This is a genomic window from Microcoleus sp. Pol8_D6, assembly GCF_036700965.1.
Classification (GTDB): Bacteria; Cyanobacteriota; Cyanobacteriia; order Cyanobacteriales; family Microcoleaceae; genus Microcoleus.
Window position 1 is genome coordinate 76600 of the sequence record NZ_JAUBPW010000003.1, and the last position, 25718, is coordinate 102317.

Here is a 25718-nt window from a genome sequence, read left to right on the forward strand (position 1 = left end):
GATTTAATTTTTCTGGTATTGCACTAGGTGGCGTTGTCAAGTACAATCTACAGGCTTACAATATAAAATTGAGTTAAGCAAATGCAAAAATACGTTTGTACAGTTTGCAATTACGTCTACGATCCAGCAGAAGGCGACCCCGACGGAGGCATAGAGCCCGGTACTGCCTTTGAAGATATCCCCGACGATTGGGTTTGTCCCATTTGCGGGGCGGCAAAATCCGATTTTGAACCAGAATAAGCGAGAAAAAATTTGTCCGATCGAATCCTCAAAATTACAGTCATTGGCGGCGGTGCTGCAGGTTTTTTTAGTGCAATTACCTGTGCCAAAACTTACCCGCAAGCCCGCGTCACTTTACTAGAAGCTGGCCGGCAACTCCTGGCAAAAGTTCGCATCTCTGGCGGCGGGCGTTGCAACGTTACTCACGCTTGTTTTGACCCTGGTATTTTAGTGCAGAATTACCCCAGAGGTGGGAAAGCTCTGCGCGGTGCTTTTACTCGATTTCAACCCCGCGATACTGTTGAATGGTTTGCCGGTCACGGCGTGAAGTTGAAAACAGAAGAAGACGGGCGAATGTTTCCGATCACAGACGATTCGGCGACAATCGTTAACTGTTTGATCCGCGCTGCTGAGGATGCAGGCGTGAAAATTCGCACCGGCGATGCAGTAGTTTCTGTAAATAAATTAACAGGAAATACGGCCGAGGGCGAACACGGTTCGGGCGGGCACGGGGGCACCGCCCCTACATTTGAAATTGAGTTGAAATCCGGGGAAAAATTGAAGTGCGATCGCATTCTTCTCGCTACAGGCAGCAATCCGTCGGGTTATAAGTGGGCTAAAGAGTTAGGTAATACTGTAGAACTGCCCGTTCCTTCTCTATTTACTTTTAATATTTCCGACAGCAGAATCAAAGATTTAGCCGGAATTTCTGTTCCTAATGCTAAGATGAAATTGCCGGGAGCTAAATTAGAACAAAGCGGGCCTTTGCTAATTACTCACTGGGGTTTGAGCGGGCCTGCTGTACTCAAACTTTCTGCTTGGGGTGCGAGATTTTTGCACGATCGCCATTATAAAACATCTGTGCTGATTAATTGGCTTCCCCAGTACAATGCGGAAGTTTTGCGGCAGCAACTGCTAGCAGTTAAGTCGCAGTTGTCGCACCGATTGATTGTCTCTAGCTGTCCGTTTCCGGTGCCGCGCCGCCTCTGGGAACGTTTGACAAGTTCGATCGGGATTGATGAGCAAAAACGCTGGGCAGACTTATCTAACAAAATCCTCGATCGCCTCCTGCTAGAACTCGTTCAAGGCGAATATCAGATTGCCGGAAAAGGCGCATTTAAGGAAGAATTCGTCACCTGCGGCGGTGTCAACCTCAAAGAAGTCGATTTTAAGACAATGGAAAGCCGCCGCTGTCCCGGACTTTTCTTTGCTGGCGAAATCTTGGATATCGACGGCGTGACGGGGGGTTTCAACTTCCAAAGTGCTTGGACTACAGCGTGGTTGGCCGGGAACGCGATCGGCAAATGATACGATTTTAGATTTGGGAATATTTGCTCTGTAAAGGTTTGGGACTTGCGATCGCGCGATCGGCTTGCCAGTATTAAATTTTGTGTTATTTTTGAATTAAGACGCACCAAATGTGCATCAACTTCAGCTTGTAGACAAAATTCGCAGTTTTGCGGAGTTAACATTGGGTGAGATACATGAAAAACTTGAATCTAAAAACCCTAAAGTTCGATCGCAACCTTGAGGGCCATCTTGACTCACCTTTCATCGAAAAAAATGGCTTGCTGGAATTCAACCCCAAATTTATCACTCCCGAATATTTAACAACCTGGACGTTTGAAACACACCTGTACGACGAACAAGTTGCGATCGACCACTTTGTCATCACATTTCCTAGCCGCACCGAACTCGAAAACTACGCCAAATCTTTTTACCCCTTCGGCGCCAAAACAGTTGAAGGCCCCGACTTGTTCCCGATTAACTTTTGTGCGGAAAACATTAATGTTCCCTCCGACTTGTGGCTGCATTTAATGACCTTATTAATGCCAGCGGGCGGCTTAGTAGTATTAGATGCGCCCCACGCACCGGGCGACCAAACAGACCGCTTCCAGCAAGAAAGAGGATTAGAAGCCGTTCACCACGTCGCGATTCGTGTTGAAAACGTGCAGAATGCTGCTAAAATATGGCAAAATCAAAACTTTAAACCGCTATCAGAGCATCCTCTAAACTCCGGCTCATTAACTCAGTGGTTTCTGCAAAACCCCGCCGGACAAATTCTCGAATTAATAGAACGTCGCCCCGGCAACAACGCCACCTTTGACTGCAAAAACATCGCAGGTTTGCGCCTTAGTGAAGTCGCCAGTCAGTAGGGCAGGCAAGATGCCTGTCCCACAATTCCCAATTATCTCGTTCCCAGTCTCTGACTGGGAATGCCGATTTGGAGGCTCTGCCTCCTGTCTTGTCACTAATAAAATATATGGTTGCAATAAAAATCCCCAAAGTCACTTTTCAACCCCCAACATTCAACTCAGTTGAAGAAGAACGCCGCCACCGCAAACAGCGTTTAGCCGCCGCATTTCGATTATTTGCCCGCTTCGGATTCAGCGAAGGAATTGCCGGACACATCACCGTCCGCGACCCCGAACACCTAGACCATTTCTGGGTCAATTCCTTTGGAATGCACTTTAGTTTAATTCGAGTCAGCGACCTAATTTTAGTCAACCACAAAGGCGAAGTTGTTGAAGGAAATAAACCCGTAAACGAAGCAGCATTTGCCATTCATTCCCAAGTGCACAGCGCCCGCCCCGACGTAATCGCAGCAGCCCACGCTCATTCTCCCTACGGCAAAAGTTGGTCGAGTTTGGGCCGCCTGCTTGACCCCCTGACGCAAGATGCTTGTTCTTTTTATGAAGACCAAGCTTTATTTGACGATTACACCGGAGTTGTTTTGGAAATCGAAGAAGCTAAACGCATCGCCAAAACTTTAGGTGAGAAAAAAGCCATTATCTTACAAAATCACGGACTGTTAACAGTAGGTCAAACAGTAGATGAAGCGGCTTGGTGGTTTATTTCAATGGAACGTTCTTGTCAAGCGCAGTTAATGGCCGAAGCAGCGGGAAAACCAATTATCATCAAGCCAGAATGTGCGCGTTTAACACAGCAGCAAGTAGGCTCTCACCGCATGGGATGGTTTAGCTTTCAACCGCTTTATGACATGATAGTGCGTCGGGAACCCGACTTATTAGATTAGAAACTCGGCGGTTGAAACCGCTATTACACAAACACAGTCCGCCTGCGGCAAATAAAGAATGAAGGGGGTATTAAAGCCGGATTTAGTATCAGAAGTGCAAAAGTTATAAATTCAGGCTGAAGCCGATTCCAACCAAGCTATCAAATCCTCTTGAGTGGTAAAGTCTAACAAGATTTCTCCTAAATTATCCAATTGTTCGAGAGATAGCTGCTGGATGCGAGTTTGAATTTCCGGCGAAATTTCACCAGTACGCCGCGCGATTTGACGCAAGATTAATTCTGTTTGACCCTCAATTATGCCTTCTTGGCGACTTTTAATAATAGCGCCGCGCTGGTCTTCAAAAAACATTTCCCGCTTTTCCACTTCCTCTAATTCCTTAAGGGTTAAATTAGTTCTGCTGGCGATGGAAAAAGCTGTTTTAATTTCGGGAATCGAGGCAAATTTTTCAGGAATTTCCTCGAAGAGGGGAGCATTTTTTATAAAATAAATCCAGCTTTGAATTATGTTTTCGACTTGTTCCAGTTCTTTGTTGAACTTGGGGAGTTCGACAAACACTAATTCGATTTCTCTGTTATAATACTCGAAGTTTTATTCGAGTTCTTTAAAGACAAAATGGGTGAAAAATTTTTCTGTATTTTAAAATAGAATAAAATCAGTAATTGTTAAAGCAATGAGAGGATTTAATTTCGAGTATCCTTCCCTGGGTCGGAGTTGAGTTGCGTAGGTTTTGGCGGCATTGTACACTACCCGTTTAGTAAAAGCTTCTACATTTATTACCTGCATTTCGATAATCACAGTTTTGTTGCCTGTAATTTTGGCTTTAACATCCAGGTAAGTGTCTTTTAATCCAGTAACGCTCGGCGCGGCGTAAGGGTCAATAATTTCTAAGTCTTCAATGGTTGGCTGTGCGTCATAGAGCATAGCATTGAGGAAGCTAATCAAAATGTCTTTGCTCTGGGGCGAAGCAAAGATTTTTTTGAAACCAAATTCTGTCTTAGGATTGATGTAATTGATAATTGGAAATTAGTAAATGGTGTGTAAGTGTGGTAATGATATCACAAAAGTCCTTCCATTTCTAAATCTTCAATAATCTGCAATCCGCGCGGGTCGCCGACTCGCAATAGCGAAGATTTAGCATCTTCCCGCACGCCCATATCTTCATCTTCTTCTAAAGCTTCAATTAGACCATCGATCGCCCCAGCGTACACTATATTATTCGGCAATTCGCGAGCCAGTTGCCCGATCGCCCAAGCGGAATTACTTCGCACAGCAGACACAGAATCTCCCCGCAGCGCCTCAATCAACGGCGGAATCGCAGCAATCACCACATAGTAACCAACTTTTGCCATTTGACCCAGAGAACTCGCCGCCCACAAACGCACCGCCGAAATATCAGTTTTCAGAGCATCAATTAAAGATGGCAAAGCGCGGTGGTCGCTGCAATTTCCCAAGGCCCAAACTACCCCTTTGCGAACGTAACCGTTCCAATCGCGGTTAAGCTGAAAAATCAGCGGTTCCACAGCATCGGGACTCGGATTTCGCCCCAAAGCATAAGCCGCGCTCACTCGCACCAAGGGGCAACCGTCTCTCAATAAATTAATTAAATGCGAAATTGCTCGATCGTCCTGCAGTTCGCAAAAAGCCCGCGCCGCAATCATCCGGTGCTGAGGTTCCGGGGATTCCAGCAAAGGCAGCATTTCCTCGGGATCTGGCAGCGGGGGCTCGGATTCGTCAAAATGATCCAAAGGGCTTTCCAGTTCCGTGTCAGTATCAAGGGCGTTGGAGTAGTCGTTATTGTTCATAAAAAAACTTTACCGCACAGAGGATGCTCCTAAGCAACTCAGTCAGCAGTCACCAGTCAGCAGTCAATAATTGTAGGGTGCGCGCGATATTGCACCATTGTCAGCAACAGGCTTTCCGGCTTGTTCCACAAGAAGAAAATTTATCTTTTGTGGAACAGGCCCAAAAGCCTGTTCATAAAAGGCTAATTGAGAATGGTGCAACATATGAGTTACTACAAACGAATATCTCTGCTTTTACTTAAGTTGGTAGTGAGGAATTCAGCCCTCATAATTTGGATGAATCAGGACTTTAGCCATGATTCCAAACCAGTAGAATTTATTTTTCAAAGAGACTTGAGCATCGAGACGGAATGACTTTGATAGCCTAACTTTTGATAGAGATTCACCGCCGGCTGATTGCTGAGAAATACTTGTAAACCCATTTGCCGATCGCCCCTTTCCCGCGCCCAATTTTCAGCATGAATAACTAAAGCTGCACCGACTCCTAGACGGCGATGTTCCGGTGCTACGTACAGCAAAAAAATGTGAGCGTAGCGTTCTCCGGTGGTTTGGTCGATCGCATTTCCCAACCACAAACATCCGACAACAGATTGGAGATTTTGGGCTTGAGATGAGGGATTGAGATACTGCGAGGGAAGCGACGGCAAAATTTCTGCCTCTTCCTGGCTGTTTTTCTGGCACTCTACCCACCAAACCGGCGTCTGGTTAGAAAAATACTGCTCGACAGTTTGAGCCAAATGTCCCAATTCCCCATCCGGGTAAAGCTCTCGGTAAGTCCGGTGCATAAATTTTACCAGTTTTGCTCGATCGAGTCCCGATCCCGATCGCAGCCAGTAACCCGGTATTAGTTGAGCAGACATCAGCTCAGCGGACACGGAGAGCCGCATCATTTAGCCCCAAGAACATTGGATTGACTACTGCCGCTTGCTTTTGGGGGATCGCTTCCTCAATCGGTGCCGGGGCAGCCATGTCACCAGGCAAAAAGATGCGAGCACTGACTGCTACCAGAGCCGCGAAAAATACTAATACCGCTATTAATGGAGCAATGTATTGACGAATGATACCCATAACCGCAAAAACTTAATTCTTGAGTTGATATTATCAAGTGTACCATACAAATCTTGTCAGCTATAATTGCTGCCATTGGACAATTAGCTCAAGCCTGAGCGCTCGCAAATACCAACAAACAGAAAATATAATATTATGAGTGCCTCGCCTGCTGTTTATGAAGCTCTAGCTAAAACAATTGTTTTTTTGAATCAAAAGCCGAGCGCGCAAAATGAAGTTTCGACTTTCCTAGATACTAATGGCTACTATATCGATCGCATATTCGACGACCCAGAAACCAACTTTTATGCGATCGGATTCGGTTCATCCAATCCCGAAAACCCGCCCGCCCTCGTATTTAAAGGTACAGACTTCATCGACGGCGACGCTATCTTTTCCGACTCGCGGGACATTGGTTTACCTGAATTTGAAAAGAACAAAGATAATATCAAAAATTGGCTCACAGAAATAGGTCAAAATACTGGTAAAAACCCCAGCAAATTATTGCCAGATGTCATCGGACACAGTTGGGGCGGAGCAGTCGCTCAAATTGTAGCAACCGAATACACATCTCTGATCGGAGATATCTTTACTTTCAACTCTCCGGGAGTCTCCGCGAATACATTCACCAGTTTTCGGAGAAATCTCGGCAGAGTCGGCAACAAAAATGTCACTCACTACATTGTCAGCGGAGATTTCGTCAGCTTGTTTGGTGAAGCATTTATTCCGGGTAAAGTATTTATCCAAAGTTTTACCGATCCGAGTATTAATCCCTTAACTGTTTTGGCAAAACATCGAACTGAAAATTTGTTAACTACTCCGCCCGTGGGTTTTTTGCAGAGGCAAATTTCCGTAGAACAATTAAACAGTCCTGAATTTACTTATAACAACGATTCCGATTTTAACGAGTTTATCGGTGCGATGAATTTTGCCCTGCCCAATGTCTCAGTAGCGATCAGAAGCAGAGGCGGTGCAGAGAGTGTGAGAACAGCACCAGAATTTTCTTTTGTGCAGTTAATCAGACAAATGCAGTACGGTTTAGCTCCCTTGCAACCGAATTATTTATCAGGCGACGCTCGGAACAATACTGCTACCGGCGGCCCTGGAGAGGATACAGTTATCGGCAACGGCGGTAACGATACTCTCAGAGGCAATCGAGGTAATGACAGCATCATCGGTGGTGATGGCGACGATTTCTTGTACGGCGGCAGAGATAACGATTATTTGGAGGGTGGCGACGGAAATGATTTGGTTTCCGGCGAGTTTGGCAACGATTTTTTAATTGGTGGTGCGGGGCGCGATCGCTTTGTATTGGAATCCGGCGGCGGAGCAGATGTGATTTTAGATTTTCAAGATAGTGAAGATTTAATTACACTGTCGAGGGGTCTAACTTTTCCTCAAGTTATAGTAACTCAAGGTGTTGACGGAGCTTTAATTACTATCCCGGCTACTGGGGAAATTCTTGCTACTCTCAGAGGCGTAGGTGCCAGCGCTATTACCCGGGTAGATTTTGTATAGCTTTAGGGTGATCAAAATTTGTATTTTTGGTGGCGCAAAACCTGCCTGGGTTTTGTAGCGAGAGTTTTTTTGTATTAAAAAATCTCTATAAATTTGCCCCTAAAAAGCCCATAAAAATGACCAATTAATATGGTAAATAAACGAAGTTTATAGTAAACTTAGTTAAGTAGCTTAAAAACTAATTCCCCCTCAAACGACAGGAAATAAAAAAATATGCCGTCCTCCCCCGCCGCTTACGAAACTATAGCCAAGCAACTTGCTTATATAGATGACCAGCCCCAGTTTCAAACTTTAGTTCAAACAGGCTTGAGTGCTGCTGGCTACCAAATCGATCGCACCTTTGACGATCCCGGAACTGGATTTCACGCGATCGGCTTAATTTCCACCACGCCAGACAAACCGGCCGTTTTAGTATTTCGCGGCACCGACTCGCCCGTAGACGATATTGCCAACGCAGACCCGCGCGGCACCGGTTTTAACCAATTTGAAGCCAACAAACAAGCATTAGGAAATTGGTTGACAGAAATCAGTCAAGATACAGCCAAAAACCCCAGCCGCTTGCCACCAGACCTTCTCGGACACAGCTTAGGCGGCGCCATAACGCAACTAGCCGCCACCGAATTTACATCTACTATCGGAGATGTTGTCACCTTCAATTCTCCCGGAGTTGCTCAGAGTACAGTCAATACATTCAAGCAGAAAGTCGGCCCCGGAAAAAATGTAACTCACTACGTAGTTGAGGGCGATTTTGTTAGTTTGGGAGGAGAAGCTTTTCTCCCCGGAAAAGTAGTTCTTCAAACATTTACTAACCCGGTTATCAACCCGCTACTTGTCTTGGACAAGCACAAGCAAAGCGGTTTGTTAACTTCTCCTCCTCCCGGCTTTACTCAGAGAGAAATCTCTGTAGACCAGTTGAACCGCCCTGATTTCACTTTCCCAGATTCAGATTATTTAGAGCTGTTAGCTGGCTTAGACTTTGCACTGCCCGACTTGGCAACATCGCTGGAATCGCGCAGCAGTTTAGAGCAATTAAGAACCACTCCGGGAGCCTCATTTTTAGCAAAGGTTGCAGCAATGCAAACTGCTCTCGATCTCTCCCAAATTAATAATTTAGTAGGCGACGATGCCAACAATACAGCATCAGGTTTTGCAGGGGACGATATTATCACTGGCAATGGGGGAAACGACACTCTCAGTGGCAACAAAGGCAACGATATTATCAGCGGTGGCAGTGGCAACGACCTGGTATTAGGCGGCAAAGGAGATGATAACTTGAACGGTGGAGAAGGAGACGATACACTCATTGGCGCAATGGGTGCGGATCTCTTGATTGGCGGCGCTGGACGCGACGTATTGGTGTTAGGAGCAGGTGCCGGTACAGATACACTTGTAGACTTTCAAAAGGGTCAAGATTTAATCGGTTTGAGCGGAGGTTTGACCTTCAACCAAGTGAGAGTTACTGCAGGCGATTTTATAACGACGATCGAAATTGCCAGTAACGGCGAAGTTCTTGCCAGTATTCCTGGCATTCCAAGTAGTCCGCTAACAGCTAGTGATTTTATTGCGATTTAGTTCGCGGCTGGCCATACAGATATTCGGTAGGGACACAACATTGTTGTGTCCTTATTTTATGAACGCAAGCGCACATAATTTATACTCCAATACGCTTGGGATAAGAATAATCTGATTTCCTTTCACAAGTCGGGAACTCTCATAAATGCGTGAAATGAAATTCGTCGGAAAGCGCTAACCCAAGCGTATTGATTTATATTCATTCCATGATTACAAACATCAATATTTCTCTAGGGAGGGGTTCACCGAAATCTCCAAAAGTAGTGCAGACATTGGTAAACCCGACCCGCCCGAATATTATAGTTATAGCGATCGCACTTGATATTAATCGAAATCGTCCAGTCCAGGTCTGGGCATCGATGCTAATTTTTTCTCATCTTCTAGGGGCAGAAAGAAAATCGTCAGCATACCGGGAATCACAGCCAGCGCGCTCATCAAGAAATAATTTTGATAGCCGAGACTCGCCTGCAAGTAGCCACTAAAAACGCCCGGAATCAGCACTCCAGCGGCCATAAAAGCCGTTGTAATTGCATAGTGGGATGCTTCGTATTCAGGGCGGACAGTCCGCATCAAGAACACTGTATAGGCAGCTACGCCAAGTCCGTAAGTAAATTGCTCGATCGAATTTACGGCATAAGCCCATTCAATCCCCGGTTGATTGATAGCCAATAGCCAATAAAGCACGTTAGTCGAATTTTGCAGAATAGCCGTCGGCCACATCCATTTTTTCAATCCTTGTTTGGCAATTAAATAGCCGCCCAGCAACCCTCCTATTAACAGAAACATTACCCCTAAAGTACCGGATAATAAGCCCATATCCGACGTAGAAACTGCTAATCCTCCTTTCTCAACTTTATCCATTAAAAATGGAGGAGCCATTTTAAACGTCAAGGCATCGCCCAAGCGAAAAATCAAGACGTAAGCCACAATCCAACCTATTTTATCTTGCTGAAAATAAGTTTTAAATGCTTCGATAAAGCTGGTTCTTTGTTGAGGAGTGTCGGATTCCAGAGCGTAATTTCGAGGATAGGGAAGATACCACCGCTGAAAGAGATATATCAGCACAAACATAATCGCACAAATGCCAAAGGCTGTCGCCCATCCGTAGTTAAGCGCAGACACGCTAAAATCCGAACCGAAAAGTGACAGTGGAATGTTTTGATAGATTTTGGTGTCGCCTGTATTTCCGGTGACTAAATGGTTTTCGGCCAGTTTCCCGGCTAAGAACACCAATAAACCGCTACCGGCAATGACAGCACCTCTATAAGCCGTGTTGCGAACCCCGACAAATAGTGCTTGTTGGTCTTTATTGAGAGTGTTTAAATAAAATCCGTCAATAGCGATGTCGTGAGTAGCTGACACAAAGGCGATCGCGGTAAAGATAACAAGCGATATAATAATCGGTGCCGGCGTCAATACACCAAAAGCCAGGAAAGCAAACAGAAAAGCACAAATGATTTCGGTGGTTAAAATCCACTTGCGTTTGGTGGAATACAAATCAACCACTGGGCCCCACAAACCTTTTAAAACCCAAGGAAAAGACAACAGACTTGTCAATCCGATGAGTTCGTTGCTGGTGCCCATACCTTTCAAAAAAATCACCGACATTAAATTAACGACGGTGTAAGGGAGACCTTGAGCGAAATACAATACTGATACCCACAATCCAGCGTTATGCTTTTTTTCCATTGCAGAGATATTTTACCTAGTTACTTATTTGATTTACTGAGTGCGATCGACAATTCCGGTCAATTAAACCGCTTGCATCACAGTATATGTCATTCCGATGCCAGCGGCAGCCATATAAACAGTGTATTTTAGCAGCCTTCGGACTCACCAATACTTTCATTTTTAGAATAAGCCTGCAAAAGATGTTCTCCGTTAAAATGAACCAGGTGAGTAGCATCTTCTGCTACCCAGACATCCGTCTCCCAGGAAATATCAGATAAATATTCCGCCATTGCCTTGCGGCTGAGGAAAGCTGTCACCATCACCAGAGGTACTGTCGAATTTCTAAAAAGATGCTCAAGCTCAGTTTTGCGTTTTGGATTAATAGGGCCGTGAGAAGTAACAGCTTCAATCAACACCAACCAGTTTTTTTCAGTGAAGTGAACAATTACATCTGGCATCTTACCGTGAGCATCGACTGTAACGCCTAATGCAGTTAGCGATGCTTCATTGAAATGAGCAAACTTATCATCGGTATCTCCGACATAAAGCAGTCTGCCAGCAGGAGTAAAGCGCTCAGCAAACTCACTGACAATCTTTGATATTAAGACGTTATGAGCTCCGGGCGAAATAGTTTTTACATCACCTTCGATTGTAATTGGAATTCGCGCCATTTCTCGCTCTTGTGCATATCGTTGCTTCAGCGTATCGACGGAGGCGAGGTAAGCGCGAAGATTCTTGTCCCAGTCAGAAGTGTCATAAGTTCGCAGCAGTTCCAAAGCACTTTCTTCTATCTGATATGCAGTTTTTGGACTATTCACCGGACGTTCGGGACTGTCAGGATTAACAACAATTAAACCTGCATCTAGAAACTGATGGACAGTCTGGCGACGCACAGTTTCCCGCGTATTTGGTGCATATTTTTTACCGTATTGCTGCTCCATGAAGTCCATAATGGGTGTGATTCCCCGAAGTGGAGATTTCGCCGATTCCCAAGCATCCTTTGGCTTGAGGTCAAGCAAAGCCAGAAGGGTTAAGGCGGAACGTTCGTTAAGCTGACCTTTGGGAAAACCCAGCGCTGCAAGTATTTCTAGAGATTCATCAATACGGTTCTTGATTGTCATTGGGCTATTTTCTAACGGATTGGTCGCCTTCAGCAGTTGTCTCTCGACAAGTTTATCAATCTCCCGCTGTGTAGGAAATATTTCTCTTATTTGAGCGCCAAGTAAAAGTAATTGCTCTACATTAGGATACTTCAAATTGCGTAAATCCGTAGCATTAACTTGAGTGTGTCCGTTGAACAGTCGGAAAAACGCATCTACCAAACTCGAATTTAGATAAACGGCCAATCCCCGCGCCAGGGTGAGGTCTAATCCGCGTCCCTGTTGGTGAAAGTAATTCAAATGGTTCTCAAAACCCACGCTAGAACTATTAATTTTATTGGCATCCCAGACAACTGCAACAATTCGCTTTTTCTCTTCCTTCGACGAGAAGCGCTTGATCAAAACATAATGTTCGTTAGGTACGAGGAGTGCAGCAGTTTTTTCCGTGACAGCTAAAGCTTGAGGCTTTCTCGTTGCGGTGGGATATTCAACACAGCCAGCCGAGAAGTGTGCGGGATAAATCAGCGGAACTGTACCGTTTTCCGGTTTTAGCCGCAAGTCAGAGCGAACACGAAAATCTACAACTTTTCCCGTAGAAACTGTTAAGCCTAATTCCTCTAGGGTGCAAGTAAATTGAGCCATTTGCTCGGCTACTTTCTGGCTGACCGAATCCGGTAAAATCCGAATAAATTGCTCGGAATCATTGGGATTAATTAGGGCAGTATAGGGCAGTTGGTGAGACAAAACCAGGTCGTCGCCCACGCTGCTGCTTGAGGTAATTAGTACAGTATCTGGCTGTTCTATTTGTTTGGTGGCGCGCACAATAATAGTTTCTTGCAGCACCGCATCATCGCGAAATGGCAACTGTCGGGATTCAAAGATGTGTACTTGGCGTAAAGCCATCATGTGAAGGAATACTTTGCGGAAATCTCGAAAGTATAAACCGTTGCAAAAGCTGCGGGGAGTAATCGATACTAATTCACCGTTTGGTTTGAGCAGGTGAGCGGCAGCAACTGTAAAGCCAGCGTAGAGATTGCTGGTTTCTAGTCCTATAGAACGCAGCAAGGTTCGGGCGTGGGATTTAGCGTCTATCTTGGCATAGGGAGGATTGATAATTGCATGGGTAAATTCCAGTTTTACTGGCTGTGTAAATAGATTGGGCTGCAACATATCGGCGCTGTCTTGAATAAAATCAATTTCGCGAACCTCACAGGTAAAAGATATTCCAAAACGCTGACATTCAATACTGCATAATTCTAAAGTTTGCTTGAGGTATTCAATCAAAATAAAGTCAATTTCATAAGCTGTAACGTGCAGGCTGCGCGGTTTGTTTGGGCGCTGGCAAAGTTCGGAAACAACGGCTGCTAACAGGGAACCAATTCCTGCACCGGCATCTAAAAGCGATATATCGGGACAGTTAAATTCAAACATTCGGGCCATCAAAGTTGCGACTGAGGAAGGTGTTAAAAATTGTCCTTTTTCTCCTCTCTGGCTTTGCTGCAACTTTCGGGTTGCTTCTTGGCGCCAGCTATCTACTCGATCGAGTAAATTGCTGTCAGGCGGCAGGGCTAGGGTTTGAAAGTGAGGTGCTATCATTTGTTGAGAAAAGTGCGATCCCGAGTTCAGTTTATTTTCGCCCAAAATTGCACCGATGTGCGAAAATGTCAAGCGGACGCGAAAATCTACAACTTTCCCGGTGGAAACTATCAGGAGGTAGCTGACGATGACAAAAACTCAAACCAAGCGTTTTCCCCGTAGCCTTGACTTATTTTGCGGCATGGGAGGGTTAACTCTGGGTTTTAAACGTGCTGGTATCCAAGCCATCGGTGGCATAGATTACTGTGAAAACGCCAAACAAACTTTTGAACGCAACCTATCTCCACTTCCGTGTCTGGTATCTGACTTAACCCAGACAACTGTTTCCGAAATAGAGGAATTCTTTAAAATTTCGGCAGCAGAAATCGACATTATTACGGGGGGAGCACCGTGCCAAGGATTCAGCACTGTTGGCAAGCGAGAGATAACAGATCCTCGCAATTCTTTATGGCGCAATTTTCGCGACTTGGTGGCTGAAATTCGTCCTGCTTATGTCATTATCGAGAATGTTGAAGGAATGCTGGTAATGCAGGGAGGCAAAGTGCGCGATTCAGTCATCGCTAGCTTTGCTGATATCGGCTATCACATGAAATGTCGCCTTTTAAAAGCGGCTGACTACGGCGTACCCCAACTGCGAAAACGTGCTTTTTTTATAGGTTGGCTTGATGGATTGCTGCCACCTGAGTTTCCAGTGCCAATTTCTCACTATTATGTGACTGTAGCTGATGCCATTTCAGATCTACCGCCATTAAATGCTGGAGAAATATGTAAATCTTACCAGAGTATGCCACAAACTGACTATCAAATAGCTAGGCGCAAGACCGCCAACATACTGCTACATCACGAGGCTGCCAATCATTCACAAAAGTTAATTGAAATTCTGAAGTATATCCCAGATGGTGGAAACCGAAAGTCTATTCCCGAACGCCTTCAACCAGCCAGCGGTTTTCACAATAGCTATGCTCGACTAGCTAGTAATAAACCAGCTATTGCTGTAACATCTAACATGAGAAAACCTTCGTCTGCACGAGCTACTCATCCTAGTCAGCATCGAGGACTGACGGTCCGCGAAGGATTGAGGCTGCAATCTTTTGATGATGATTTTGAGGTTATTGGTTCGAGAACATCACAGTACCTTCAAGTCGGAAATGCCGTACCGCCCCTACTAGGCTTGGCGGTAGGCAAGGAAGTTGTCAAGGCTTATCAAAGCCACTCAGATGATGAAATTTTTAGAGCCAGAGGGCAAAAAGTAAAGTCGCTCAATGCAGACTTAAAGTTTCCCATTCAGCTTGCTCTTGAAATCATAGTTTAACTTTGATAATAAGTAAGAGAGTTGTGTTCGGGATCTCGCTCGCCGATAAATGCCAGTAGCCTGGCAACAGCACTAGGATTCTGTTCAACGTGAGCAAGATAGTGAAGCATTTCATGCACTGCAGCATCCTGCTTTTGCCAATCCCAGATCCTCACGGCTCTAATTAGCTCGTCTTGTGCGAAGGAAATGATGCCGTCGTCGCTCAGTAGAGAACGCGCTTCGCTGTCTATGGAAAGTACAAAAGCCACGCCAAGAATTTGATTACCTGTTACTTGTTTCTGGAAACTTCCCAATTGTTGCTTGAGGTTTTTAAGCGAAATGTGGCAGTCTTTTACTTCTATTGATATTTCTAAATCCAGACCGTAATAACAGTCAATATCTCCAAAACGGCGCTGTCTGGACGACCCTGTTCGTACCTTATCAACGACAAAGCTGAGATGAGGCCTATCGGCTTTGAAATAGCCGCAAGCAATGGCTTGAAAAACTAAACCCCCATTCTCATCTGGATCGCTGCGCGGGTAATTGTTTATTATTTCGGGAAATAAACGAACTCGTAACGATTCTCTAGTAACAAATATGTTCTTTTGCAATCGTTCAAGACCAAAATCAATAAGTTTTTGGCAGAGTTGAAAGCGTCCAGACTCGGACAGACGAAAACAGAGAATCAGCAGGTCTTGAAACTTTTGCCATTGACCTGTATTGTAAACATAAGCACTGGGATATTTAGAACGATTTAGACTGTGAAAAAATTGAACAATAGACTCTTCTATACGTCGGATACCTACTTGAGTAGATTGAGCAAATTTTAAAGTTAGTGTATTTGCCTGTTGTTCTCCCCGTTCAGTGACAACTTGGTAACGTTTAAATAATTCTTCAATTGTAAGCTGCTCTCTTAATTCTTTGGCAGAGTCATCAACATTAGATAGACGCTGTGCGACGATCGCAAAATCAAGGGCAAGACCGAGGATATACTTCATCCGGGTAAATCGGCTACCTACGTATTCCAATACCTGTTGGATTATTATCTGTTCGCTATTTGCTACTTCGTCAGGCTCAAAGCCATTCCCAAAGTGTGGCGAAAGAAGTTCTTGAATTGCTTCTATCTCACTATCAGTGCGTTCGTACATTGAAAAAATAGAGCGATCGTATACAAAATACCAGAGTTCAGTATAAGCGATCGCTATTCCAGAACACAGCTTGGCCCCATAAGTTGCTTTAACGCAAAGATGTGCGAAAATGTCAAGCGGACGCTCAAACTAAAAGTCCGTAAAGGACTGTTAAACGCTCTCTCACACATTTCTGATGCGAAATACCAAAACATTCTTTTTGTCAAGCTTGTTCCTGATTGGCTTAACAATTAGTTTTCTGCTGACTCCTGGTTGGTTCTCAAACTTCCCATCCCGCGCTAGCGCAACTATGCCTCCGCAAACCCAAACCGCCGAATTTCGCGCCTTCTGGGTGGACGCCTTCAACCCCGGCTTCAAAACGCCTCAAGAAGTCACAAAATTGATCGCAGACGCGCAGCGGGCAAATGCCAACGCGATCGTCGCCCAAGTCCGCCGCCGTGGCGATGCTTTTTACACGAGTGCGATCGAACCCCGCACTCTCGATCCCAACGTTCCTGCGGGTTTCGATCCACTGCAAGATTTGATTGACAAAGCCCACGCCGCAGGCATTGAAGTATACGCTTGGATGGTGACGCTGCCGGTGGTTTCCGGCACCAAACTTCCCGCCGGTCACGTTTGGCAACAACACGGGCCCAATGCGCCGGGAATCAACAATTGGGCGATGCTGACTTCGAGTGGCGAATCACCCGGTTTCCTCGATCCCAGCCATCCAGACGCCGTAGATTATACTGTTTCCGTCTATTTGGACTTGATCAAGCGCTACGATGTGGACGGCGTACAGTTGGATTATGTGCGCTACGGCGGGCCGACTTGGGGCTACAATCCGACTGCGATCGCCCGTTTCAATCAGCAAACAGGTCGATCGGGCAAACCCGCACCCACAGATCCTGCGTGGATGCAGTGGCGGCGCGATCAGGTGACAAATTTAGTGCGGAAGCTTTATGTAGAAAGCCTTGCAATCAAACCGCGCGTTAAAATTACCGCCGCCACGATCGCCTGGGGCGACGGCCCGAAAAACGATGCCGGATGGTATCAAACGCAGCCTTACAAAGAAGTATTGCAAGATTGGCGCGCTTGGCTGGAAGAAGGGATCGTAGACATGGCGATGCCGATGACCTACCAGCGCGAGTACAAACCATCGCAAAAACTCGCTTATGACCACTGGATCGAGTTCGCCAAAGACCACCAGTACAACCGCCAAATTGCGATCGGCCCGGGCAATTACCTTAACTACATCGAAGACACTCTAGGCCAGATTCGTCGCGCCGAACAGCCGTCTGCGAAAGGAAATCACGTCGCAGGTACGGTGCTCTATTCCTACGCTAGCAGCAACGTGTACACGAATGTGGAACTGCGATCGGGCGGCAGCGGAGATTTGCCCCGCCAGCCTTGGAAATACGTTCCCCAAAGCAACGATTTGTTTTACACCGCACTTTCGCAGCCGAGTCAATACGTTGACGCTGCGACGGGCAAAACCTATGAAACTCAACCTGTGTGGGCGACAGCAGCAGCGGTTCCCGATATGCCTTGGAAGTCGCGGCCGACTACAGGTGCGATCGCCGGAAATTTGCAGCGGTGCGCTCAAACTTGCGACGGTGCGAGCTTGACATTGCAGTCGATCGATGATGGTGCCCAGGTGCGTCAACTGCGCGCCGATGGCAAAGGATGGTTTGGGGCGATCGAGCTTTCTCCGGGAACTTATCAGTTGAAAGTTGACGGAAGTCAAATTCAACAAACAGTTAATGTTGTCGCCGGTGAAGTTGCAAAAATCAATTTCGGAGCATCTTAATCACTTTTTATGGTGCGCCGAGGTGGGCTATTGCGATCGACTTACAGCGTATCCCGGGTTTATAGAACCCATGTAGGATCTTTTTGTTGTCTAACCAGTTTTTGAGGTATCTAGGTTGTATCTGGTTTGATGCCTGTTAGCTTAAAGTCCTGACTCTGGTATTAAATCCTCTGGTAAAACGATCCCCTCAAAACCATATAGTTCGCTCAAGAAGATACCAAATGGGTTCTATAAAGTTTCTAAGATTTCTGATTTAGGGAATCTTACTTTTGCGAGTGAAGCATACTTATCTGCTTCAGAGCGATAGCCAGCCGCACAAGCTACGACGGTAGTAAAGCCTTTTGCAGAAAGACCCAACAGGCGATCGTAATTGACAGGTTCAATTCCTTCCATTGGACAGGTGTCAACACCAAGCAATGCAGCACTGGTCATAAAGTTGCCCAGTGCAATATAAGTTTGGCGCGTTGACCATTGATTGATATTAAAACTGCGGGCACCATCCACCAAGTCACTGACGATTAGATTCCGATATCCTGCCATTGCCTCTACTGTCCCCCCCCGCAGCTCGACAGTGCGAGCCATAAAGCGATCGACATCCTCGGCAGTGAGATTCTTTTTAATCGCGAACACGACATAATGAGAGCAATCAGTAACCTGTGACTGATTCCAGGAGTGGGGCTTGAGCTGTTCTTTAAGTTCCGAGCTGGTAATAATCAGAAATTTCCAAGGTTGAAGCCCATAAGAAGATGGTGTTAACACTAACGCATCTTCTAAAGCTGTCCAGATTTCTGGAGCAATTGTTTTGGCTGGATCGAACTGTTTGGTGGCATATCGCCATTTGAGATTTTCGAGTAAGTCTGTCGTAGTGATGTGATTCATTTCTTTTACTTAAGAGATTGCAATTAATCATGGTTGAAACGGATAATTACAGGCTGGTTGCAAATAATCCTGGTTCAAATGAAATGATAACGGCAGCGGTCTGCAAAAAGTAGCGAGCAGGTCGATTTGCTCCCCCGACAGACTAATTTTTAGCTAATCCCTAATCGCTTTCCAGAATGCTTGCGAGCAAAGCTTGCTGAGCGTGCATCCGATTTTCTGCCTGATCCCAAACGCGCGATTGACTGCCCTCAATCACGTCATCCGTAATCTCTTCATCCCGGTGTGCGGGCAAACAGTGCAATACAATTGCATTCTTATCTGCTAACTTCAGCAATTGTTCATTTACCTGATATGGCTTAAACAAAGGAATCCTGATTTTTGCTTCCTCTTCCTGTCCCATACTCGCCCAAACATCAGTATAAATTACTTGAGCATTCTTCACTGCATCTTCTGCGTCCGCCGTCACAGTAACTTCTGTTTTTCCATTAGCAATATTCTTAGCTTTTTCCACAATCTCCGCATTCGGCTGGAAATCTTGAGGGCAAGCAATTCTGACATTCATTCCCGTCATTGCACAGCCCAACATCAGCGAATTTGCCATATTATTGCCATCGCCCAAATAAGTCAAAGTCACCCCTTTCAACTTGCCAAAACACTCTTTTACTGTCATTAAATCCGCCAGCACTTGGCATGGGTGTTCGTCATCGGTGAGTGCATTAACCACAGGAATTTTGGCATAGTTAGCAAAAGTTGCTAAATCCTTTTGCTCGAACGTGCGAATCGCCAAAATGTCTAAATATCTGTCTAAAACCCTGGCTGTATCTACCAAAGGTTCACCGCGGCTGACTTGTGTAACGTTGGGATTGAGGTCAATCACTTGCCCTCCCAATTTATACATTGCCACCGTAAAACTTACCCGCGTTCGCGTTGAAGCTTTGGAAAATAACAAGCCGAGAACTTTATTGCGTTTCAGCTTGACCATTCCCGATTTTAAACTGGCTGCTAGATCCAGCAAATAATTTAATTCATCTATGCTTAAATCTGCCAGACTTAATAAATCTCGCCCTTTTAATGAGTCCATGCTTTCCCCCACACACAAATTTTTAACTGTGTCTTAAATCTTAGCCCGCAGAGGTGGGTTTTGTTTCTGTAATCCCTAGTTGACATCTGCGGGTAAGGTTTATGCGGGCAATTGCTCGATCGCGCGATCGATCGAATCGCAACCTTGTTCAACCGTTTCTACCACAGCCAACACGCCCCGCAATTCCCCAGCCCCGGGGAAACCCTTAGCATACCAGGTTAAGTGCTTGCGCGCTTGGGAGACACCGCTTTCACCTTTATATTCCCACAAAGCCCGCAAATGTTCCTTAGCACATTCGAGGCGTTCAATTGGTGTCGGAGCTATCTTTTCCACACCAGTTTTCAAGAAATAATCAACTTCTCCCACCAAAAAAGGATAGCCCAAAGTTCCCCGCGAACACATCACTCCATCAGCGCCGGTTTCTTCCAGACATCGCATCGCTGCTTCCACTGAAAAAATATCCCCGTTAGCAATAACTGGAATCGATAAAACTTCTTTAACTCGGCGAATCCACTCCCATTTTGCCGGGCCGGTGTAACCTTGCGATCGAGTGCGGCCGTGCACGGTAATCATTTTTGCTCCCGCATCTTCCATCCGCTTCGCAAATTCCAAAATATTAATTTCTTTGTCAGTCCAACCAATCCTAGTTTTAACGGTGACAGGAACATCTACCGCTTCCACAACCGCCCGCACAATTGCCTCGGCAGTTTCCGGATCTCGCAGCAGGGAAGAACCGCCGCCGTTTTTAGTAATTTTGTTAACCGGACAGCCCATATTAATATCAACAGTATCGGCTCCTTCTGCCACTGCTTTCTGGGCCGCTTCTGCCAAGAAATCCGGCCGGCAGTCAAACAATTGAATACTAATCGGGCGCTCGTTCGGGTCAACTTCCATAATTCTCGGCAGTTGCTTCACGTAGTGCAAACCCGTAGCGTTCACCATTTCCGTGTACATCATCGAATCCGGCGCGTAGCGGCGCACCAGGCGGCGAAATACCAAATCGGTAACGCCGGATAAGGGCGATTGCAGGACGCGGCTTTTAACTTCAAAATCGCCGATTTTGAGCGGAGTTGCTAACCTTTCTTTTAATTCGGGAGATAGAGTAAGCATAGTCGATCGCACTTTAATTCTAATATCTGTATATTATACTACACTTCCGATAGTTGACAGTTGTTAATTATATTTTTAGCCGATTATTGAGTGGCAGCTAAAAGTATATTTAACCTGACCGCAATGCCTATTTTACACATCCCGATCGCCCGAATTTGAATATTGTGAAACCAGGGCCCAAACGCCAACGCCGACCACACTTAAATCTCTGTGCCACTTCGATCTATCTATGGGGTGTGGCCATTAATGGGGGATCTACCTACTAAGAGTGTTGCCCAAGTCATATTTTTATTGTTTAATTCTGCCGAATGCTCTGCTTGCCTTCAGAACCGGCTGCCTTCAGACGACTAATGATTAAATTTATTGGGATTGTGCAAAAGCCGTACATCAGATCGTTTTAAACTACAATTGGTGGATTCCTGACGACGCCGATCGAACATTAAAAAAATTGTAGAGAATTCCTATGGACGCCGCAGCACTCTGGCAACGCTATCAAGACTGGCTTTACTATCACGAGGGATTGGGACTTTACCTCGATATCAGCCGCATGGGATTCGACGACGCTTTCGCAGCAGCACTGAAGCCCAAATTTGACAAAGCTTTCAAAGACATGGCAGCTTTGGAAGCAGGTGCAATCGCCAATCCCGACGAAAACCGCATGGTGGGCCACTACTGGCTGCGAAACCCTGATTTAGCTCCAACTCCAGAATTAAAACAAGAAATAGTCGAAGGCATATCACAAGTCGAAGCATTTGTCAAGAAAATTCAAAACCGCGATATTAAACCGCCCTTTGCTCCGCAATTTACCGACATAATTTCGATCGGCATCGGCGGTTCCGCCCTCGGCCCCCAATTTGTCTCCGAAGCTTTATCCCCAGACATTCCGCCCCTAGCAATACATTTTATCGACAACACAGATCCGGCTGGGATCGATCGCATCCTTAACAAAATCAAAGACAAACTCGCCAGCACCCTAGTAATTACTATCTCCAAATCCGGCGGCACCCCCGAACCCCGCAACGGGATGATCGAAGTTCAAAAAGCCTTCGCCACCGAAAAACTGGATTTTGCCAAACAAGCAATTGCCATCACCGGAGTTGACAGCCAACTAGACAAATTAGCCAAATCCGAAGGCTGGATTACCACTTTTCCAATGGCAGATTGGGTGGGAGGACGCACTTCCGAATTGTCAGCAGTCGGACTTTTGCCAGCAGCTTTGCAAGGCATCGACATTCGGGCGATGCTCGACGGCGCTAAAGTCATGGACGAAGCTACCAGAACCACCGAAATCAAACATAATCCCGCCGCCTTGTTAGCAATGTCCTGGTATTTTGCTTGCAACGGACGTGGGGAAAAAGATATGGTAGTTTTGCCGTACAAAGATTCACTGCTATTGTTCAGCCGCTACTTGCAGCAATTAGTCATGGAATCGATCGGCAAACAGGAAGATTTAGACGGCAACACAGTTCATCAAGGAATCGCAGTTTACGGCAACAAAGGCACCACCGACCAACACGCCTACGTCCAGCAACTTCGAGACGGCGTGCCGAATTTCTTCCTAACATTTATCGAAGTTTTGCAAGACAGGCAAGGCATTTCCCCAGAAGTAGAAACCGGCGTCACTTCAGGAGATTATTTGTCGGGTTTATTGCAGGGAACTCGACAAGCTTTGTACGAAAATCACCGAGATTCCATTACTGTCACAATTCCCCAAGTCAACCCTCGGACAGTAGGAGCATTAATCGCCCTCTACGAAAGAGCCGTAGGTTTTTACGGTTCCTTGGTGAATGTCAATGCCTATCACCAGCCAGGCGTCGAAGCAGGCAAAAAAGCAGCCGCTGCTGTATTGGACTTGCAGCAACGGGTACTGCAAGTGCTCAAAGACGCCCAAAAACCTCTGTCTGTAGCAGAACTAGCAAAAAAAGCAGGAAAACCAGAGCAAATCGAGACAATTTACAAAACTCTGCGGCATTTGGCCGCCAACGGGCGCGGCGTAGCTTTGGAGGGCAAATTAGGACAACCGGCTACTTTAACTGCAAGTTATCAAGAGAATTAAACAGTAGAATTAAACATTAAAAGTGAAATTAGTCACTTTTAATGTTTAACTTTTAATTCCCCCATGCCATTAACGATTCTGGTTGCTGACGACGATTTCGCGACTCGCTTGTCAATTACCGATTATCTAGAAATTACCGGATACTCTGTAATCGCTGCTGAGAACGGCAAAGAAGCTTTAGGCTTGGTAGATGAATTTCAGCCTCACTTGATTGTTACCGACATTACAATGCCCGAAATGGATGGCTACGAATTTGTGCGGCGAGTTCGGACTCGTCCCGCTTTCCGCTTGCTGCCGGTGATTTTTTTGACGGAACGCACGACCACACAGGAACGGATTCGCGGCTATCAGATGGGGTGCGACAATTATCTGGCTAAACCTTTTGAACTCCAAGAATTGGGGGCGGTTATTCGCTCTTTGCTCGATCGCTACGCTCTAATCGCTCAGGCCCCCTCTCGTTCCCCCGAACCCGAACCGATGCCAACAGAGGCACGCAGCAGAGCCAACGACAAGCCAGAAGCAGATTTTTTAACTCAAAAGTCAAACACAGGCGATTCCCTACGGGATAGCTCCGCTTCACGGGCATCTCCCAGCCAAAATGCTCCGAGTTTGACGCAGCGAGAGCGACAAGTGCTAGATTTGCTGACAGAAGGTCTTTCTAATATTCAAATAGGCTCCACACTCCACCTCAGCCCTCGAACGATCGAAAAGCACGTCAGCAGCTTGTTCCGAAAAACTGAAAGCAACAATCGAGCAGAACTCGTTCGCTTTGCTATGGAACACCATTTAGTCAGATAACCGCCAACGCTCTGGCAAAGAAAATTACCTGCACTTACTACGCTGAATAAATAACATCATGGTCAACAATTACTTAAAAAATCAGAAAATTCTATATGCTGTAGCATTAGCAGCTTCTATAATTTTCTGTATTGCCATGACCTCCATGGGAATCACCAAGTATTATAGCGTTTTACAGGGTGGAGACAACTATAACGATTTCCCTACCAGCGGTTTCAGCCTCATCCGAGTTCTAATTAACGGTTCATACTTGATAGCAACAGTTACATATATTATCTGGTTAATTCAAAAAAAACAGACAAGTTCTAGCTTTCTAGATATTTGCAAGTATGCAATTCCCTTTCTGGCACTGGCCCTCATAACTTATCCCCAAAGCAGTGACATTTATATGTACTTGCATTACGGAGCGATGAGCTTACATAAAATTAATCCTTACCTGAATAATTCCGATACCTTAATTTCTAACGTATCTCCCTTCCTCCACTGGGGGCAAACTTCTACCTACGGCCCCGTTTCTTTATTCTTTTTTGCCCTATCAGCACTTGCTATACCAATTAGCCCTTTACTAGCCGTTTATATTTTTAAAATAATCTGCGTGTTGGTACACACACTCAATGCCTACTTAATTTGGCGATTGCTCACAAATGCTGAATACCGTAACCTCATAACACTGGCCTATTTAGTCAATCCCATGCTATTGAACGAGCAAATAGCTAATGCTCACCTTGACGTTCTTATTGCCAATACATTGATAGTTTTAATAGGGTGTATTTATTACCAACGTTATGTTTTGGCAATTTTGGCCATTTGGGTAGGTTTTTTAGTAAAAACCTTACCTATAATTTGGCTACCTTTAGTTGTTGCTTTCCTCTGCAAGCAGCGTCGGTGGAAAGATTTAGCAGCATCATTCTTGCTTTCTTTATTAATTATCGCGGTGATAACTTATACATTTATGCCAACCGTTTCAGCTTGGAGAAGTCTTTTAAATCCAGGAACCGCCGGGGCGACGGCTCGATCGTTTCACCATGCAATCAATTTATTTATGAATTTTTTGCCCAATGTAAGTGTTGAAACTAGGAAAAGTATTCTATTATTAGTCAAATATTTTGCGTATTTAAGCTGGATTGTTTACTATACAGGAACGTTAATGAAATCATTATTCCGCAAAAAATATTCGGAAATTAATTTGGTATCAGATATTGGATGGACGACTCTCACTTTGTTTTTGTTGGCTACACCTTGGCTAATGCCTTGGTATCCATCTATTTTGCTGCCAATTGTGGCTTTGAGTATCGATTCTCCCCATTTTGTATTGACAAGTTTAACTTTTTCATTGTCACCCAGTCTCATTTTGGGAGCTGGATCGGGAACAACTGTGATCTCTCTAGTTACGAGTTTTGTTAGCGTTGTCCCCCCTACAGCATGGCTAATATTCGGGCGGAAAAAGGCACTTTTTTAATTTAAATTGATTGCTGACCGCCAACTGTTAATTTTTCTTGACTGACAACGTACTCCAACAAACCCTCGCAAGCATCGTGCAGCAAATCAATCACTCGATCGAATCCCTCCGGGCCACCGTAGTAAGGATCTGGCACTTCTTTAAGGTCGTATTTCTGGCAAAAATCGCACATCAGCCGCACTTTATCTTTATACTTTCCAGCCGCATCCAGGGCAAGAATATTGCGATAATTATCCCGATCCATCGCCAGAATCAAATCAAAATTTTCAAAATCTTTCCTGGTAAATTGGCGGGCTTCGCCTAACAATTCAATGTCTCGCTTCCTGGCCGCCAATGCCATCCGCCTGTCAGGGGGGCTGCCAATGTGATAGCTAGCAGTTCCGGCAGAATCGCAGCTAATACGATCGCTCAAACCAGCTTCTTTAATTAAGTGATTCATAATATTTTCTGCTGAGGGTGATCGGCAGATATTTCCGAGGCAGACAAATAATAATTTAGTCATTAGTCATTAGTCATTAGTTATTAGTTATTAGTCAGTCAACACT

The 25718-nt window shown here is 45.4% G+C and carries 21 protein-coding genes and 1 pseudogene; 11 read left to right on the top strand and 11 right to left on the bottom strand.

Annotated features, from left to right (window positions below):
• Positions 1-81 precede the first annotated feature (81 nt).
• The 4 genes from rd (at position 82) to QUA10_RS02170 (ending at position 3256) form a co-directional block, all read left to right on the top strand.
• The gene (gene rd / locus QUA10_RS02155) at positions 82-240 is read left to right on the top strand and encodes a rubredoxin (protein WP_333080859.1); all 159 of its coding nucleotides are present in this window, start codon (positions 82-84) and stop codon (positions 238-240) included.
• 24 nt (positions 241-264) lie between these two features.
• Positions 265-1527, top strand: a complete 1263-nt coding sequence (locus tag QUA10_RS02160) for an NAD(P)/FAD-dependent oxidoreductase (RefSeq protein ID WP_445243549.1) — start codon at positions 265-267, stop codon at positions 1525-1527.
• A gap of 176 nt (positions 1528-1703) precedes the next feature.
• Complete coding sequence (locus QUA10_RS02165; RefSeq protein WP_333080857.1) at positions 1704-2375, top strand: hypothetical protein; 672 nt, start codon at positions 1704-1706, stop codon at positions 2373-2375.
• Between the two features lie 107 nt (positions 2376-2482).
• Positions 2483-3256: a class II aldolase/adducin family protein gene (locus tag QUA10_RS02170; protein ID WP_333080856.1), complete on the top strand. Its 774-nt coding sequence runs from the start codon at positions 2483-2485 to the stop codon at positions 3254-3256.
• A 111-nt stretch (positions 3257-3367) separates the two neighbouring features.
• Here the strand turns inward: QUA10_RS02170 and QUA10_RS02180 are convergent.
• From QUA10_RS02180 to QUA10_RS02195, 4 genes and pseudogenes are all read right to left on the bottom strand, one after another.
• Positions 3368-4270: pseudogene (locus tag QUA10_RS02180) on the bottom strand (Rpn family recombination-promoting nuclease/putative transposase).
• Between the two features lie 41 nt (positions 4271-4311).
• The gene (locus QUA10_RS02185) at positions 4312-5058 is read right to left on the bottom strand and encodes a HEAT repeat domain-containing protein (protein ID WP_333080855.1); all 747 of its coding nucleotides are present in this window, start codon (positions 5056-5058) and stop codon (positions 4312-4314) included.
• Between the two features lie 323 nt (positions 5059-5381).
• Complete coding sequence (locus tag QUA10_RS02190) at positions 5382-5918, bottom strand: GNAT family N-acetyltransferase (RefSeq protein WP_333080854.1); 537 nt, start codon at positions 5916-5918, stop codon at positions 5382-5384.
• 4 nt (positions 5919-5922) lie between these two features.
• Complete coding sequence (locus tag QUA10_RS02195) at positions 5923-6126, bottom strand: hypothetical protein (protein WP_333080852.1); 204 nt, start codon at positions 6124-6126, stop codon at positions 5923-5925.
• 135 nt (positions 6127-6261) lie between these two features.
• Between QUA10_RS02195 and QUA10_RS02200 the strand changes: the two genes are divergently transcribed.
• Complete coding sequence (locus QUA10_RS02200) at positions 6262-7623, top strand: calcium-binding protein (RefSeq protein WP_333080851.1); 1362 nt, start codon at positions 6262-6264, stop codon at positions 7621-7623.
• Positions 7624-7836: 213 nt separating this feature from the next.
• Positions 7837-9195 (top strand): lipase family protein, encoded by a 1359-nt coding sequence (locus QUA10_RS02205; protein ID WP_333080849.1) that lies wholly within the window; start codon positions 7837-7839, stop codon positions 9193-9195.
• 324 nt (positions 9196-9519) lie between these two features.
• Here the strand turns inward: QUA10_RS02205 and QUA10_RS02210 are convergent, their stop codons facing one another.
• Both QUA10_RS02210 and QUA10_RS02215 read right to left on the bottom strand, forming a co-directional pair.
• A complete protein-coding gene (locus tag QUA10_RS02210; protein ID WP_194070054.1) occupies positions 9520-10884 on the bottom strand; it encodes an MFS transporter in 1365 nt (454 codons plus the stop codon).
• Positions 10885-11012: 128 nt separating this feature from the next.
• Complete coding sequence (locus tag QUA10_RS02215; RefSeq protein WP_333080848.1) at positions 11013-13562, bottom strand: BsuBI/PstI family type II restriction endonuclease; 2550 nt, start codon at positions 13560-13562, stop codon at positions 11013-11015.
• Positions 13563-13689: 127 nt separating this feature from the next.
• On the opposite strand from QUA10_RS02215, the gene QUA10_RS02220 reads away from it, so the two are divergent.
• Complete coding sequence (locus QUA10_RS02220; RefSeq protein WP_333080847.1) at positions 13690-14874, top strand: DNA cytosine methyltransferase; 1185 nt, start codon at positions 13690-13692, stop codon at positions 14872-14874.
• Here the strand turns inward: QUA10_RS02220 and QUA10_RS02225 are convergent.
• Positions 14871-16001, bottom strand: coding sequence for a hypothetical protein (locus QUA10_RS02225; RefSeq protein ID WP_333080846.1), 1131 nt, complete (start codon positions 15999-16001; stop codon positions 14871-14873). The two genes, QUA10_RS02220 and QUA10_RS02225, sit on opposite strands and share 4 nt — an antisense overlap.
• A gap of 289 nt (positions 16002-16290) precedes the next feature.
• Between QUA10_RS02225 and QUA10_RS02230 the strand changes: the two genes are divergently transcribed.
• Positions 16291-17790 carry a family 10 glycosylhydrolase gene (locus QUA10_RS02230; RefSeq protein ID WP_333086158.1) on the top strand — a complete coding sequence of 500 codons (1500 nt, stop codon included), beginning with the start codon at positions 16291-16293 and terminating at the stop codon, positions 17788-17790.
• 228 nt (positions 17791-18018) lie between these two features.
• Here the strand turns inward: QUA10_RS02230 and QUA10_RS02235 are convergent, their stop codons facing one another.
• From QUA10_RS02235 to dusB, 3 genes are all read right to left on the bottom strand, one after another.
• Positions 18019-18669: an NAD(P)H-dependent oxidoreductase gene (locus tag QUA10_RS02235; protein WP_333080844.1), complete on the bottom strand. Its 651-nt coding sequence runs from the start codon at positions 18667-18669 to the stop codon at positions 18019-18021.
• A 160-nt stretch (positions 18670-18829) separates the two neighbouring features.
• Complete coding sequence (gene argF, locus QUA10_RS02240) at positions 18830-19750, bottom strand: ornithine carbamoyltransferase (protein WP_333080843.1); 921 nt, start codon at positions 19748-19750, stop codon at positions 18830-18832.
• 99 nt (positions 19751-19849) lie between these two features.
• Positions 19850-20860, bottom strand: a complete 1011-nt coding sequence (gene dusB, locus QUA10_RS02245; protein ID WP_333080842.1) for a tRNA dihydrouridine synthase DusB — start codon at positions 20858-20860, stop codon at positions 19850-19852.
• 463 nt (positions 20861-21323) lie between these two features.
• Here dusB and QUA10_RS02250 point away from each other — a divergent pair, with 463 nt between their 5' ends.
• The 3 genes from QUA10_RS02250 to QUA10_RS02260 all read left to right on the top strand — a co-directional run bounded on the left by QUA10_RS02250 (position 21324) and on the right by QUA10_RS02260 (position 25173).
• Positions 21324-22916 (top strand): glucose-6-phosphate isomerase, encoded by a 1593-nt coding sequence (locus QUA10_RS02250; RefSeq protein ID WP_333080841.1) that lies wholly within the window; start codon positions 21324-21326, stop codon positions 22914-22916.
• Positions 22917-22979: 63 nt separating this feature from the next.
• Positions 22980-23714 carry a DNA-binding response regulator gene (locus QUA10_RS02255; protein ID WP_333080840.1) on the top strand — a complete coding sequence of 245 codons (735 nt, stop codon included), beginning with the start codon at positions 22980-22982 and terminating at the stop codon, positions 23712-23714.
• Between the two features lie 58 nt (positions 23715-23772).
• Positions 23773-25173 carry a hypothetical protein gene (locus QUA10_RS02260; protein ID WP_333080839.1) on the top strand — a complete coding sequence of 467 codons (1401 nt, stop codon included), beginning with the start codon at positions 23773-23775 and terminating at the stop codon, positions 25171-25173.
• Position 25174: 1 nt separating this feature from the next.
• Here QUA10_RS02260 and QUA10_RS02265 read toward each other — a convergent pair whose 3' ends face one another.
• On the bottom strand, positions 25175-25675 hold the full coding sequence (locus QUA10_RS02265) for a low molecular weight protein-tyrosine-phosphatase (protein WP_333080838.1): 501 nt from the start codon (positions 25673-25675) through the stop codon (positions 25175-25177).
• Positions 25676-25718 lie beyond the last annotated feature (43 nt).

What these genes read in the sequence shown, in the direction of transcription:
- QUA10_RS02165 (WP_333080857.1), top strand. Translation starts at nt 1,704, where the DNA reads ATGAAAAACTTGAATCTAAAAACCCTAAAGTTCGATCGCAACCTTGAG.
- QUA10_RS02170 (WP_333080856.1), top strand. Translation starts at nt 2,483, where the DNA reads ATGGTTGCAATAAAAATCCCCAAAGTCACTTTTCAACCCCCAACATTC.
- QUA10_RS02190 (WP_333080854.1), bottom strand. Translation starts at nt 5,918, where the DNA reads ATGTCTGCTCAACTAATACCGGGTTACTGGCTGCGATCGGGATCGGGA.
- rd (WP_333080859.1), top strand. Translation starts at nt 82, where the DNA reads ATGCAAAAATACGTTTGTACAGTTTGCAATTACGTCTACGATCCAGCA.
- QUA10_RS02230 (WP_333086158.1), top strand. Translation starts at nt 16,291, where the DNA reads ATGCCTCCGCAAACCCAAACCGCCGAATTTCGCGCCTTCTGGGTGGAC.
- QUA10_RS02235 (WP_333080844.1), bottom strand. Translation starts at nt 18,669, where the DNA reads ATGAATCACATCACTACGACAGACTTACTCGAAAATCTCAAATGGCGA.
- QUA10_RS02215 (WP_333080848.1), bottom strand. Translation starts at nt 13,562, where the DNA reads ATGATAGCACCTCACTTTCAAACCCTAGCCCTGCCGCCTGACAGCAAT.
- QUA10_RS02210 (WP_194070054.1), bottom strand. Translation starts at nt 10,884, where the DNA reads ATGGAAAAAAAGCATAACGCTGGATTGTGGGTATCAGTATTGTATTTC.
- QUA10_RS02195 (WP_333080852.1), bottom strand. Translation starts at nt 6,126, where the DNA reads ATGGGTATCATTCGTCAATACATTGCTCCATTAATAGCGGTATTAGTA.
- QUA10_RS02225 (WP_333080846.1), bottom strand. Translation starts at nt 16,001, where the DNA reads ATGTACGAACGCACTGATAGTGAGATAGAAGCAATTCAAGAACTTCTT.
- QUA10_RS02200 (WP_333080851.1), top strand. Translation starts at nt 6,262, where the DNA reads ATGAGTGCCTCGCCTGCTGTTTATGAAGCTCTAGCTAAAACAATTGTT.
- argF (WP_333080843.1), bottom strand. Translation starts at nt 19,750, where the DNA reads ATGGACTCATTAAAAGGGCGAGATTTATTAAGTCTGGCAGATTTAAGC.
- dusB (WP_333080842.1), bottom strand. Translation starts at nt 20,860, where the DNA reads ATGCTTACTCTATCTCCCGAATTAAAAGAAAGGTTAGCAACTCCGCTC.
- QUA10_RS02260 (WP_333080839.1), top strand. Translation starts at nt 23,773, where the DNA reads ATGGTCAACAATTACTTAAAAAATCAGAAAATTCTATATGCTGTAGCA.
- QUA10_RS02205 (WP_333080849.1), top strand. Translation starts at nt 7,837, where the DNA reads ATGCCGTCCTCCCCCGCCGCTTACGAAACTATAGCCAAGCAACTTGCT.
- QUA10_RS02220 (WP_333080847.1), top strand. Translation starts at nt 13,690, where the DNA reads ATGACAAAAACTCAAACCAAGCGTTTTCCCCGTAGCCTTGACTTATTT.
- QUA10_RS02250 (WP_333080841.1), top strand. Translation starts at nt 21,324, where the DNA reads ATGGACGCCGCAGCACTCTGGCAACGCTATCAAGACTGGCTTTACTAT.
- QUA10_RS02265 (WP_333080838.1), bottom strand. Translation starts at nt 25,675, where the DNA reads ATGACTAAATTATTATTTGTCTGCCTCGGAAATATCTGCCGATCACCC.
- QUA10_RS02185 (WP_333080855.1), bottom strand. Translation starts at nt 5,058, where the DNA reads ATGAACAATAACGACTACTCCAACGCCCTTGATACTGACACGGAACTG.
- QUA10_RS02255 (WP_333080840.1), top strand. Translation starts at nt 22,980, where the DNA reads ATGCCATTAACGATTCTGGTTGCTGACGACGATTTCGCGACTCGCTTG.